At 65.6% G+C, this 12632-nt stretch carries 16 protein-coding genes; 8 read left to right on the top strand and 8 right to left on the bottom strand.

Annotated features, from left to right (window positions below; all coding sequences use genetic code 11):
* The 7 genes from RMQ73_RS00470 to RMQ73_RS00440 all read left to right on the top strand — a co-directional run.
* Nucleotides 1-522 (top strand): flagellar basal body L-ring protein FlgH (locus tag RMQ73_RS00470; protein WP_310495992.1); only part of this gene is annotated, 522 nt, incomplete at its 5' end.
* Nucleotides 522-1622 carry a flagellar basal body P-ring protein FlgI gene (locus RMQ73_RS00465; RefSeq protein WP_310495991.1) on the top strand — a complete coding sequence of 367 codons (1101 nt, stop codon included), beginning with the start codon at nt 522-524 and terminating at the stop codon, nt 1620-1622. The genes RMQ73_RS00470 and RMQ73_RS00465, both read left to right, overlap by 1 nt.
* Nucleotides 1622-1987 carry a hypothetical protein gene (locus RMQ73_RS00460; RefSeq protein ID WP_310495990.1) on the top strand — a complete coding sequence of 122 codons (366 nt, stop codon included), beginning with the start codon at nt 1622-1624 and terminating at the stop codon, nt 1985-1987. Before RMQ73_RS00465 ends, RMQ73_RS00460 begins: the two co-directional genes overlap by 1 nt.
* A complete protein-coding gene (locus RMQ73_RS00455) occupies nt 1984-3855 on the top strand; it encodes a FlgK family flagellar hook-associated protein (RefSeq protein WP_310495989.1) in 1872 nt (623 codons plus the stop codon). Before RMQ73_RS00460 ends, RMQ73_RS00455 begins: the two co-directional genes overlap by 4 nt.
* Nucleotides 3852-4772, top strand: a complete 921-nt coding sequence (locus tag RMQ73_RS00450; RefSeq protein WP_310495988.1) for a flagellin — start codon at nt 3852-3854, stop codon at nt 4770-4772. The genes RMQ73_RS00455 and RMQ73_RS00450 overlap by 4 nt, the downstream gene beginning before the upstream one ends.
* Before the next feature lie 94 nt (nt 4773-4866).
* The gene (gene motA / locus RMQ73_RS00445; protein ID WP_310495987.1) at nt 4867-5733 is read left to right on the top strand and encodes a flagellar motor stator protein MotA; all 867 of its coding nucleotides are present in this window, start codon (nt 4867-4869) and stop codon (nt 5731-5733) included.
* Nucleotides 5730-6596 carry a flagellar motor protein MotB gene (locus RMQ73_RS00440; protein WP_310495986.1) on the top strand — a complete coding sequence of 289 codons (867 nt, stop codon included), beginning with the start codon at nt 5730-5732 and terminating at the stop codon, nt 6594-6596. The genes motA and RMQ73_RS00440 overlap by 4 nt, the downstream gene beginning before the upstream one ends.
* 9 nt (nt 6597-6605) lie before the next feature.
* On the opposite strand, the gene RMQ73_RS00435 is transcribed toward RMQ73_RS00440, so the two are convergent.
* Nucleotides 6606-7514, bottom strand: coding sequence for a branched-chain amino acid aminotransferase (locus RMQ73_RS00435; protein ID WP_310495985.1), 909 nt, complete (start codon nt 7512-7514; stop codon nt 6606-6608).
* Between the two features lie 102 nt (nt 7515-7616).
* Here RMQ73_RS00435 and RMQ73_RS00430 point away from each other — a divergent pair, with 102 nt between their 5' ends.
* Nucleotides 7617-8186 (top strand): MarR family winged helix-turn-helix transcriptional regulator, encoded by a 570-nt coding sequence (locus tag RMQ73_RS00430; RefSeq protein WP_409049810.1) that lies wholly within the window; start codon nt 7617-7619, stop codon nt 8184-8186.
* Nucleotides 8187-8219: 33 nt separating this feature from the next.
* On the opposite strand, the gene RMQ73_RS00425 is transcribed toward RMQ73_RS00430, so the two are convergent.
* The 7 genes from RMQ73_RS00425 to RMQ73_RS00395 form a co-directional block, all read right to left on the bottom strand.
* Nucleotides 8220-8837 carry a hypothetical protein gene (locus RMQ73_RS00425; protein WP_310495983.1) on the bottom strand — a complete coding sequence of 206 codons (618 nt, stop codon included), beginning with the start codon at nt 8835-8837 and terminating at the stop codon, nt 8220-8222.
* Nucleotides 8838-8940: 103 nt separating this feature from the next.
* Nucleotides 8941-9726, bottom strand: a complete 786-nt coding sequence (gene proC, locus RMQ73_RS00420) for a pyrroline-5-carboxylate reductase (RefSeq protein WP_310495982.1) — start codon at nt 9724-9726, stop codon at nt 8941-8943.
* Nucleotides 9727-9740: 14 nt separating this feature from the next.
* Complete coding sequence (locus tag RMQ73_RS00415) at nt 9741-10259, bottom strand: YbjN domain-containing protein (RefSeq protein WP_310495981.1); 519 nt, start codon at nt 10257-10259, stop codon at nt 9741-9743.
* Nucleotides 10260-10377: 118 nt separating this feature from the next.
* Nucleotides 10378-10677 (bottom strand): accessory factor UbiK family protein, encoded by a 300-nt coding sequence (locus RMQ73_RS00410; protein WP_310495980.1) that lies wholly within the window; start codon nt 10675-10677, stop codon nt 10378-10380.
* Nucleotides 10678-10680: 3 nt separating this feature from the next.
* A complete protein-coding gene (locus tag RMQ73_RS00405; RefSeq protein ID WP_310495979.1) occupies nt 10681-11217 on the bottom strand; it encodes a TspO/MBR family protein in 537 nt (178 codons plus the stop codon).
* A 52-nt stretch (nt 11218-11269) separates the two neighbouring features.
* Nucleotides 11270-12007, bottom strand: a complete 738-nt coding sequence (locus tag RMQ73_RS00400; protein WP_310495978.1) for a TlyA family RNA methyltransferase — start codon at nt 12005-12007, stop codon at nt 11270-11272.
* Nucleotides 12004-12396: a hypothetical protein gene (locus RMQ73_RS00395; protein ID WP_310495977.1), complete on the bottom strand. Its 393-nt coding sequence runs from the start codon at nt 12394-12396 to the stop codon at nt 12004-12006. Before RMQ73_RS00395 ends, RMQ73_RS00400 begins: the two co-directional genes overlap by 4 nt.
* Nucleotides 12397-12632 lie beyond the last annotated feature (236 nt).

Below are 12632 nucleotides of genomic sequence, written 5' to 3'. Positions count from 1 at the left end.
CTCTATAGCGCCGCAAGTTTCACCGGGCTGGCCAGCGACCGCCGGGCGCGGCGGGTGGGCGACCTCATCACCATCCGGCTGATGGAACAGACGCGCGCGTCCAAATCCGCCAGCGCCGACAGCAGCCGCGAAAGCGACAACGACATCAGCCTGCCGCAGGTGCCGCCGTTCAGCTATGTCCCGCCCGGCCTTTTGCAAGGCGGCGCCACACAGGGTTTTTCCGGCAGCGGCAGCGCCGCGCAGGACAACCAGCTGTTCGGTGAACTGACCGTGACCGTGTCGCGCGTGCTGCCCGGCGGCATCTTGATGGTGGCCGGCGAAAAACGGCTGACACTGGGCCGAGGCGAGGAACAGGTGCAGCTGACCGGGCTGGTGCGGATCGACGATCTCGGCGCCGACAACTCCGTGCCTTCTACGCGCGTGGCCGATGCCCGCATCCGTTATGCCGGCACCGGCCAGATCGCTGACCAGAGCAAGCAGGGCTGGTTGGCGCGGTTCTTTGCCAAGGTGTCGCCGCTGTGATGCGCGGGCTGGTGATCTTTGCCGCAGGCTGGATCAGCCTGTTTGCCGCCGCGCCGTCGCAGGCCGAACGCATCAAGGACATTGCGCGATTTTCGGGCGTGCGCAGCAATGCCCTGACCGGTTACGGGATTGTCGTCGGCCTGTCGGGCACCGGCGACCAGAATCTGGAATTCACCATCCAGTCGCTGAAATCGGCGGCGGCGCGGCTGGGCGTGCTGTTGCCGCCGGGCATCAACCCGCAGCTCAAGAACGCCGCTGCCGTGATGATCACGGCCGAACTGCCGCCATTCGCCAAGCCGGGGCAGCGGATCGATGTCACCGTATCGGCGCTTGGCCAGGCAAAATCGCTGCGCGGCGGCACATTGTTGATGAGCCCGATGCAGGGTGCCGACGGCGAGGTATATGCACTGGCGCAGGGCAATCTGGCCGTCGGCGGTTTTGGCGCCGAAGGCAAGGACGGGTCCAAGATTGTCGTCGGCACGCCGTCGTCGGGCCGGGTGCCCGGCGGCGCGTCAGTCGAGCGCGCAGTCGCTTCGCCATTTGCCGCTCCGGGACCGCTCATGCTCGACTTGAACGAGCCGGATTTCGGCGCGGCAAGAGCGGTTGCAGACGCGATAAATAGCAGTATCGGCAGCGAAACGGCCCGCGCCGAAGATGGCATCAGCATCCGCATCAACGCGCCCGACGAGGCACCGCGCCGCATCGCGCTGGCCGCCCGCATCGAGGCGCTGGACGTGGCGCTCGGGGCGCCGCCGGCACGCGTCATCGTCAACGCCCGCACCGGCACGGTGGTCATCGGCGGCGAGGTGCGCATCCTGCCCGCCGCCGTTGCCCATGGCAGCCTGACGGTGCGCGTCACCGAAAACCAGGGTGTCAGCCAGCCCGGGCCGCTGGCGCGTGGGCAGACGGTGGTGACGCAGCAATCCGGTCTGGAGGCCGCAGAAAGCCCAACCCGTATGAACCTGTTCGCCCCCGGTGCGCGGCTGGGCGACATTGTCGATGCGGTGAACGCGCTGGGCGCGGCGCCTGGCGACCTCGTGGCCATCCTCGAAGCCCTGAAGGCAGCCGGCGCCCTGCGTGCCGAGCTGATCGTGATCTGATGCCGCTCCCCGCCTTGCAGCTGCCGTCGCGCACCCTGCCCGGCCCATGGCCGCCGCCCGCGTCGGTATCGCCGCAACTGGGCAAATTGGCGGCATCGCCGCAAGACCGCAAGCTGGCCGCAGCGGCGCACCAGTTCGAAACGCTGATTGCCCAGACATTGCTGAAATCCGCCCGCAGCGCCGATCTGGGCGATGACCTGATGGGCAGCGGCGGTGAACATGTCCGCGACCAGGTCGACCGCGCTCGCGCCGAAGCCATCGCACGGGCCGCCCCAATGGGCATCGCGCGGCTGATGGGCCTGAAAATGCCGGAGGCAATCAAAATGCAAACGCCGCAGGCCGGCAAAATGGAGCCGCAGCCATGATGGACCTTCTTGCACTGGGCAGCGCCGGAGTGCGCGCATTTCAGGCGGCGCTGGCGGTGACGGGCGACAATGTCGCCAATGCCGACACACCAGGCTATGTACGGCGCAGCCTGATCCTGTCGACACCGCAAACCGGGCCGGGCGGGCCGATCGACCGCGAAAACTTCAGCGGCGCCGGCGTCCGAACCGACAGCATCGCCCGCGCCGCTGATGCCTTGAAAACCAATGCCGCACGCGTGGCCAGCGGCGATCACGCCCGTTTTGCCGTGCGCAGCGACTGGTTGCAGCGGCTCCAGTCGCTGGTGACCAATGCCGATACCGGCGGGCGTGTCGGGGCGTTCTTCGACGCCGGCAACGATCTTGCATCGGCCCCGACCAGCCTTGGAGCCCGCGCACTGTTCCTGTCGGCCGCCGATTCCGCTGCGGGCGGGTTTCGCGGTCTCGGCGCCGACATGGATGCGCTGTCCGCCGATATTGCCAAGGCCGCCAAGGACACAGCCCGGACCATCAACAGCCTGACTTCAGCACTGGCGCGGGTCAACAGCGAGCTGCGCCGCACCCAGTCCGGGGGCACCGCCGCCAACGGCCTGCTCGACAGCCGCGACCGGTTGCTGGACGAACTGTCCGGGCTGGTACGGATCAGCGTCAGCGAAAGCATCAAGGGCGCCGTTACCGTCAAGCTGGGCACCGGCGCTGCAGCGGCCTTGCTGGTGCCAGAAACCGGCAGCCCGGTACAAATCGGCTTTCGGGATGCACCCGCCGGCGCCGAGATCATCCTGGGCCCGGACCATGATCCCACCCCCTTGCGCCTGCCAGCCAGCGGCAGGCTGTCCGGACTGATCGAGGCGGCACGGTCGGTCACAGCCATGCGGCAGGACAATGATCTGCTCGCCAACCGGTTTGCGGTGGCCGCCAACGACTGGCACCAGGGCGGCACCGATGCACTGGGGGATCGCGGCGCCACGCTGTTTTCCGTCACCACGCTGGAGGTCACGGCCGGCAGGGCCAATGCCGGCAGTGCCGCCATCGACATCACCATCGATGATGGCGCCGCGCCCTTTGCCGGCGGCTATCGGCTGATCCGGGGGCTGAGCGATTTCACGCTGGAACGCGCGGACGGCAGCGCCAGCATCACCGGCACCGGCCCGCTGGTGCTGGACGGCGTCACGGTGCGCACATCGGCAGGCGCGGCAACCGGCGATGCCTGGGCGCTCAGCCCGCGCGGCGGCGCAGCTGGGCTGTCGCTGCGCCCGCTGGGTCCGGAACGTCTTGCCGTCGCCGCGCCTTATGTCACCGACGCATCCGATGCCAATCTGGGCAGCGGCGGGCTGCGCGTTGTCGCCGATCCCGCCGCCGCTGGCATTGCCGCCCCCCTGCCCTGGCGTGTCGTGATCACTGCTCCGGGCCTCGCCGATGTGCTCGACCCGGTCAGCGGCGCCGTGCTCGCTACGGTGCCAGCCGATGGCTCGCTGATTGCCGGCACCGGTTTTGCCTTTGCCATTCCTGCCGGCGCCGTAACCGGCGACACGTTCCGCCTGATGCAGACCGGGGCGGGCAGCAGCGACAATGGCAACGCGCTGGCGTTGGCGCAGCGGCGCAGCAACGATGGCCCGGACGGCACGCTTGAAGAAAGCCATGATGCCGGCGTGGCCCGCATCGGCAGCGCTCTGGCGGAAACCGACCGGTTGGTCCAGGCGGCGCTGGCAGTCAAGGACGATACGGCACGCGCCGCCGACGACGTGACCGGCGTCGATCTCGAACGCGAGGCGGCGGAACTGACCCGGCTGCAAGTCGCCTACCGTGCCAACGCCCAGGTCATCGCCACGGCCCGCGACCTGTTCGACACACTGCTGGGCCTGCGCCAGTGAACCCCGTCTCCAGCCGCAGCGGCCATGCCGGCGCCGTACAGCGCCTCGTCCGGCTGGGCAGCGAGATTTCCGAGACGCAAGCGCAGATCAGTCTGGCCAAACGGGTCGTCACGCCCGACGACGACCCGGTGGCGTTTGTCCGCGCCGCCACGCTGCGCCGGGCCGATCTGGCCAGCACGGCAACCGGCCGCGCCATCGATTCAGCCGACCGCCGGCTGTCGGCCACCGATACCGCGCTCGACAGCATCACCAGCATTGTCCAGCGTCTGCGCGAACTGGCGTTGCAGGGCGCCAACGGCACGCTGAATGCCGGTGACCGATTGCTCATTTCCGAAGAAGTCGGCGAACTTGCCGAGGCCTTTTCCGGGCTTGCCGAGGCGCGCGGCGCCGATGGCGAGCCCTTGTTTGGCGGCGCTGCCCATGGCGGCCCGGCCTATGCCCCCGACGCTGCCGGCGTCCTGCAATGGCAAGGGTATGGCCAGGCGCCGATGGTGGCTGCGGGCGGCGGGCTGATTGCCGGCGGCATCGAAGGGCCACAGGCATTCGGCAGCAGTGACGCAGTCACCGGCCGGGAAAGCATTTTCGACACTTTTGCCAATCTGGGCAAGGCCTTGGTCGAACCCAACCCCATAGTGCGCGCTGCCGCCATGGACGGCGCCATCGGCCAGATCGACGGCCATGTCACGCGGCTGGCCGATGCCCGGGCCATTGTCGGCGCCCGCCAGTCCCGGCTTGGCACCGAAGGCGAGCGCATCACCCGCGAAAAGCTGACAACGGCGGTCGACCTGTCGCGGCTGGAAGACCTCGACATGTCCGAGGCGATTGCCCGCATGCAGCGCCTTTTGACCATATTGGAGGCGGCCCAAGCCAGTTTTGCCCGCACCGCCTCGCTCAGCCTGTGGGACAAGCTGGGATGAACCCAGCGCAGGAAATCAGGGCTTAAGCCGACACGGTTTCGCGCCGTAAACCCTGTCCGAGGCGCATCGGACATGGGGAGCGTGAAACAGCATCATGATCTCTGTCATCGGCCTTGTCGTGCTCATCGTCATGGTGTTCGGCGGTTTCGCACTTACCGGCGGCAACCTCGGGCCGATTTTGCATGCCCTGCCGCATGAAATGCTCATCATCGGCGGTGCGTCGGCGGGCGCCACGCTGATCTCGTCCGATCTCAAGGGCATCAAGGCGATGGGCGCGGGCTTTGTCCGCATCGTCAAAGGTCCCAAATACAAGAAGGAGGATTACAGCGCCGCGATTTTCCTGACGGCGCGGCTGATGCGCCTGTTCAAGACCGAAGGCCCGACGGCGGTCGAACCGCACATCGAAGATCCCAGATCCAGCAGCATCTTTGCCGAATACCCGCAATTTGCCGCCGACCATTTCCTGATCTCGTTGATTACCGATTCCATCCGGCTGATGGTCGTTTCCACCGGCTCGCTGCCGGCGCATGCGGTTGACGAGGTCATCGAAACCGCCATCGACACGCACCACCATGCCGCGATGCAACCGGTCGAGCGATTGCATTCCATGTCGGATTCGCTGCCCGCGCTCGGCATCGTCGCCGCCGTGCTGGGCGTTATCAAGACCATGGCGTCCATCGACAAGCCACCGGCCATCTTGGGCGCGATGATCGGATCGGCGCTGGTCGGCACCTTTCTGGGGGTGCTGCTGTCCTATGGCATCGTCGGACCGGCGGCGACCCGGCTCAAGACGGTGATCGACCAGGACGCCGAAATCTATGCGGTGGTGCGCCGGGTCATCATCGCCACGCTCAGGGGCCAGCCGCAGCCGCTGGTGATCGAGGCGGCACGCACCGCCATCGGCCCGGCGCATCAACCCAGCTTTTCCGAAGTCTTTGACGGAATGCGGACGGCGCGATGAAACCCGAAGGACCGTTCGAGCCGGAAATCATCTACAAAAAAGCCAAGCGCCACGCCCATGCCCATCACGGCGGCGCCTGGAAGATTGCCTATGCCGATTTCGTCACCGCGATGATGGCGTTTTTCATGCTGCTGTGGATCCTGGGCGCCACCAACGAGGACCAGCGCAAGGGATTGGCCGATTATTTCACACCCACTGTCATCCAGTTGCAGAACAGCGGCGGATCAAACGGCGTCATGGGCGGCCGCAGCCTTGAATCCACCGAAGGTGTGGCGCCGCGTTCAAGCCCCAGCGGACCGCGCCCGGTGGCAGTGCCGGGCGGCGGCGTGACGCCCACCGAGCAATCCGCATCGGAAAAATCCACCAGCCCCGGCCGTCGCCGCACCGCCGATGACACGCGCTTTTCCAAGGTGGTGGAGCGGGTCAACGCCCGGCTGGCCGGCGATCCCACCCTGAAGGGCCTCAAGGGCCAGGTGCGGTTCGTGCGGACCCGCGACGGGCTGCGCATCGACCTTGTGGAGCGCGCCGATTTCGCCATGTTCGCCGTAGGCACCAGCGCGCCGACGCCGGCCAGCATCGCGCTGATCCGCACCGTGTCGCGGGCCATAGACGGCACGCCCAACAGCATCACCATTCGCGGCCATACCGATTCGCTTGGCTATCAGGGACCGAGCGGCGCCAACAACTGGACATTGTCGGCTGCCCGCGCCGATGCCACGCGCCGCATGTTGGCCAGCAGCGGTGTGGCCGCCAATCGCTTTCGCCGCATCGAAGGCGTTGCCGATACCGATCTGTTCGTACCAGCCGATGGTGCCGACCCGCGCAACCGGCGGATCAGCATCACCTTGATGAACGGCGAATAGCCGCTGCCGTCAAAGGCTGATGCGGCCGTTGACCAGATCTGCGTAATCCTGTGCCATTTGCAGCGTCAATTCGCCAACCTGGAAATTCCAGGGGCCGATCTCTGCCAGCGGCGTCACTTCGGCGGCGCTACCGGTCAGGAACGCCTCGCTGAAGCCTTCAAGCTCCTCGGGCCAGATGGCGCGTTCGACCACCTCGATGCCCCGGCGCTTGGCCAGCGCCATGATGGTACGGCGGGTAATGCCATCCAGAAAGCAATCGGGTGTCGGCGTATGCAGCACGCCGTCCTTGAGGAAAAAGATATTGGCGCCAGTGGCTTCGGCAACCTGGCCGCGCCAGTCGAGCATGAGCGCATCATTATAGCCAGCGTCCTCGGCGGCATGCTTGGACAGGGTGCAGATCATGTACAGGCCGGCCGCCTTGGCCTTGGTCGGCGCGGTGTAGGGCGCTGGACGCCGCCATTTCGCGATGTTGAGCCGCAGGCCCTTGCGCAGCGCCTCGGGGCCGAAATAGGCGCCCCATTCCCACACGGCGACCGCCAGATGCGGCTTCGTGCGCTGTGCCGACACGCCCATCTGTTCGGACCCGCGCCACGCCACCGGGCGCACATAGGCGTTGCTCAGGCCGCTGGCGGCCAGCGTTTCATTGCACGCCGCGTCGATTTCCGCAGTGCTCCACGGCAAGTCAAAGCCCATGAGGTTCGCCGATGCCCGCAGCCGCTCGCTGTGCTGGGTCAGTGCAAAGATCTTGCCGCCATAGGCCCGCCCGCCCTCGAACACCGAACTGGCATAATGCAGGCCGTGCGTCAGGACATGAACATTGGCTTCGCGCCACGGCCGCAGCGCGCCATCGAACCAGATGGTGCCGTCGCGATTGTCGAATGTGGCGTCGATCATGCCCTTGGTCCTGCTGCTGGTCATCTGCACTGCCCCGGGCGGTTCGCTCGCAGCAATATTGCGCCGGGGGCCGGCGCATGGCCTGCTTCTTGCCTTGGCCGGCGACTTTGTGCAAGATACGTCAACATGACTGTCCCAAATTTCTCGTCAAGCCCGGCAGGATCCGGCCCTGTCGCATCAAACGCTGGCGGCGCCAGCCCTGTCACGGCGCTGCGTCCGCCCAGCGCATCGCCGCTGTTCCTGCGCGAAGATGAAATCCGCCGGGGCATCGAGCTGCTGTATTTCGGCTATTCGGCCATGGTGCGCGGCGCCGATGCCATATTGGCCATCGAAGATCTCGGCCGCGCCCATCACCGCGCGCTGTATTTCATCGCGCGCCAGCCGGGGCTTTCGGTTGGCGACCTGCTGCGCCTGCTCGCCATCACCAAACAGTCTTTGGGGCGGGTACTGAACGAGCTTCAGGCCAAGGGGCTGGTCGAACAAAGCATCGGCCAGACCGACCGGCGGCAACGGCTGCTGCGCCTGACGGCCAGCGGCGCTGCCTTGGAAAACCGGCTGTTCACCGAACTTGAGGCCAGCATGGCCAATGCCTATCGCGAGGCTGGGCAGCAGGCGGTGACGGGTTTCTGGGCCGTGCTGATGGGTTTGGTGCCAGTTGCGGACCGGTCTATCGTGGGGGCCTTGCAAGGCGCTTAGCCCAGGGGCGATTTCTGAACCTTCAGATCAATTCTACTGATCGAGGTTCCCTGCATTTCGCCCTTCGTTGCGGTTCTCGCGCGCCTTTTTGAACTTCTGGCACGTTATGCGGTCATCGAAACTGCCTCTTTTGCAATCATTGTCCGCAGGCGGCGCCATTTCCATCATCTCCCTGCTGACGGTATCAGCGACTGCCCCGAGATTGTTGAACATGACTTTTTGAATCTCCTTGTTGACGGCCGCGACATCAGCTGACCGGCGGGCGAGCGTGGCTGCGACGCTTTCTTCACCGACGACCTTCACGAGCTTGCAGATATAGCGTTCGGTGCCTTTGCTATCGTCGACCAGACTGGTCTTGACCCGCGATGCCGACGGGCCTTCGGGAGTCACGGTCGCAACAAAATGGCATATCCCGGCGCCGTTCTGCTTGAAATACCAGATCACTTCCGAGACGCCGCCCTTGCCTACATAATAATTGGTACCGGGAAATTGCACGGCCTTGGCGAAAGCGTCCGACTGGGCAGGCATATTGTAAAGCCGCTTGAAAACCTTTTCACTGGGTTCGTCCACCCTGGTGTCAATGCCACCGGAGCAGGCAGTCAGCGCAATGAAAGATGCAGCAATGACGAAAAATCTACGAAGCATCTCCAAGGCAAATCTCCCGAATTTCAACATTGCGCATCACTATTAGCAATGACAATACCAAGAACGAAAGACTGCACAACAGCCAAGAGGCGCCGTCAATCAGAGCTTTTCATGGGATTCGATGTTCGCGCAATTCTCGCGATCTTGTCGCAGCAGCCAGCACCGTTCGGGTCAGCAATCCTGCCAGATCAGGGCGCAGTTCGGCCAGCCCCGCCGCCGTGGTGCCGCCAGGGCTGGTCACCCGGTCACGAAGGTCGGCCATCACGACGCCGGGTTCATGCGCCGCCAGCGCCGCCGATCCGATGACCGTGGCGCGTGCCAGTCGCATCGCCAGCGCCGGGTCGAGGCCGGCGCGGACGCCCGCTGTGGCCAACGCCTCGACAAAGGCAAAGACATAAGCGGGGCCCGAGCCAGACAGCGCCGTCACAGCGTCGAACTGGCCTTCATCACCGAGCCAGACCGTGGCGCCGGCCGGGCCGAACAGCGCCTCGGCCGCGCCCTGTGCCAGATCGCCGGCATCGGTGAACAATGCGGTTGCGCCCTGCCCGATGGCAGCGGGCGTATTGGGCATGGCGCGGACGATGGCCGACGCCGGAAAAACGGACGCAATATCAGCGACCGAAATGCCGGCCATGATCGAAATGACCATGGTGCCGGCGCCGATCAGACCCGCCAACGGCTGGCAGGCCGCACGCCAGACCTGTGGCTTGATGGCCAGCACCAAGACGTCTGGCTGGCCGGGCGGCGGATCGGACAGCGCCGTGCAACCGGGTGGCAGCGCCTTGGGCATGGGATCGATGATGGCAACCGGGCCAAGGTCTTCGGCCAGCCAGCGCGACAGCAGCGCGCCGCCCATATGACCGCAGCCGAGCAGCCAGATGGGCGCGGCGGTCATGCTCGCCGTGGCGCTCACGCTTCTCCGACGGTTTCGAGCAGAGCTGCAGCCATCGCATCCTGAGGGCTGTGATCGGCGAACAGCACAAGCTGGAACACCGGATAATAGCGTTCGAATTCATCTACGGCTGCATCGACCAGCATTTCAGCCTGGCCGATCGACAGATCCGCTTCACCAGCGCCATCGGCATCGGCGAGCAATGTCGCATGACGGAACAACAGGCTGCCATCGGCGGACCAGAGCTCGAAATGCCCCATCCACAATTGCTCGTTGATGAGGCCCAGCGTTTCATAAGCGGCCATGCGGCGATCATCGGCGGCGGCCAGATCGGCGCGGGCAATGATCTGCAAAACGCGTTCTTCATCGCGCCAAAGCGCACGCAGTTCATACGTCGCCCAGCCGGCCTTGATCGACGTAGTGATTTCTTCGTTGCCGCTGCGTTCGAACGCCCAGCCATTGGCGTCGAACACATGTTCCAGCATGTCGATGGGCGCCGCCTGCGCCGGCGAGAAGTCAGTATCGACGAAGCTCATGCGTTCGCCCTCCCCGGCACATCTTGGCCACGCACACCCTGATCACGCACATTACGGCTCGAAGGGTGACCAGAATGGCGCGATTCGGCAAGCAGGAAACCACAGAATGTTGTGGATATCACGCCGGCGAGGCCCCAGATGCTGCTTTCTTGCCCGCCTTTTCATTCCGCAGAGCCGCGATTTCGCTGCGCAGTTCGGCGACTTCGGCGCGCAGCACTTCGACGGCTTCACGAGCGGCGGCGGCGCTGGCCTTGACCGTTTCAAAGGCATCGATGTCGATAGTTTCGCCGCCGGCAACAAAATCCCGGGCCCGGGCACGCGCCGCGTCCTGAAATTCGCGGCCGGCGCCGGCAAGGGTGCCAAGCGCGGCGGTGGCCACCTTGGACAGGTCTTCGAACAGCTTGTTTTCGGTCTGCATCGGTCAAACTCCCATCTGGAGCGCATCGGCGTTCGGGTTGAGCAACAGGATGCGGGCGTTGAGTGCGCCCGCAAAGCACAGCCACACCAAATAGGGCAGCATCAGCCATGCCGCCAGCCTGTTGACCCGGCCGAAGGCAAAAGTCGTGGCAACCGCGACAATAAACATCACCGCGATGATGCCCAGCGCCACAGTGATCATGTGCAGCCTGAAGAACACCGGCGACCAGGTCAGGTTGATGGCAAAGCCCAGCAGGAACAGGCCAAGTGCCAGCCGGCGGTGGGGTGCCGGCCGCGTCGCCCAGGCAAAGGCAAAGGCCAGCGCAATCAGGGTGTAGAGGACCGACCAGGCAATACCGAACACCGGGCCGGGTGGCTGCAGCGACGGCAGGGTCAGCGTCTGGTACCAGCCATTGTCCGTCGTCGACCCCGACAGCCGCGCCGACAGTCCGCCGAGCAACAGCAGCAGCGGAACCATCACGATTGCAGCGCGGAAAAAGGACCCGCGCAGGAACTGCGGCGCGCCAAGAGTATCTGTCATGACGGCTCCTTAGCCCAATGGGGACGGCAGCGCCACAAGGCTGTAGCATGCATCATGCGGCGCGCTCGGCGCCGATGAGGAATTCGACATTGCCTTCGGGGCCGGTGATGGGGCTTTGCGTGATGCCGGTGACCTGCCAGCCCGGCTGGGCCGCCAGCCAGTCCGATACTTCTCGGCACACCCGGTCGTGGACAGCGGCATCGCGGACGACACCGCCCTTGCCAACCTCGGCCTTGCCGGCCTCGAACTGCGGCTTGATGAGCGCCAGCAGGCGGGCGGCGGGCGCAGCAAAGGTCAATGGCCGTTCCAGCACCTTGGCCAGGCCGATGAAGCTGGCATCGCAGACGATGACATCTATCGGTTCGGGGATATGTTCCGGCGTGAGCAGCCGGGCCGAAAGCTGTTCATGCACCACGACACGGGCATCGCTTCGAAGCTTCCAGGCAAGCTGGTTGGTGCCGCTGTCCACGGCATAGACCCGGACGGCGCCGCGCGTCAGCAGCACATCGGTGAACCCGCCTGTCGAAGATCCAACATCCATTGCGACGGCGCCGGACACGTCCCAGCCAAAATGGTCAAGGCCATGGGCCAGCTTGACACCGCCGCGTGACACCCATGGGTGATCGCGGCCACGGACATCGAACGCCGCTGCCTCGTCGACCATGTCGCCGGCCTTGGCGATGCGGCGGTCACCGACAAACACCAATCCGGCGAGGATCAAGGCCTGGGCACGGGTGCGGCTTTCGGCCAGGCCGCGTTCGGCAAGCAATTGATCGGCGCGTTTTTTCATGCCGGCGGCGATGACACGGCAACCGGTGTGAAATCGCCCATGTTGCAATATGTCAGGTCCGCCCTGGTGAACGGGTCCACCAGATAAAACGGGTCTTGCCGGCACATCTGGCCGACGGAGTTGCGGCGCTCGATGATGTAGCTGCGCACTGGCAGGCGGCACGCCGCAAGCGGGCTGCGCCACCAGCGGCGGCCGATGCCCTGCACCATCAGCCATTTGCCGCCGCCGACGATGCGATAGCCCTTCACCGTGGTTTCCGGCAGGCAGCGCCGGGCCGGGCCTGTTGCGGCCAGCGCGCCGGCATCGATGGCAGGTGCCGGCGGGGCAGCCGCCAGCAACAGCGGCGCGCACGCCAACAAGGCCGCAATTGCGCCTGATCTTGCAGTCATGGGCTGTCCCTTTGATGGCATTGCCGGCACTATGCCATGGATATGGCCACCGGCAATGTGCCGCCGCATCGCCGTTTGCCGGGGCAGCGCCCCCTTTCGCAAATCGGTCGTCCGCGCCATAGGCGGGCGATGACGCGTTTTGCCTTTTCCATCCATGCCCGAGACGGCGCTGCGCGGGCTGGCACCATCGCCATGCAGCGCGGCACCATCGCCACACCGGCGTTCATGCCCGTCGG

The organism is Sandarakinorhabdus sp., assembly GCF_031430775.1.
Lineage (GTDB): Bacteria > Pseudomonadota > Alphaproteobacteria > Sphingomonadales > Sphingomonadaceae > Sandarakinorhabdus.
This window is presented reverse-complemented; position numbering and strand designations above follow the sequence as displayed.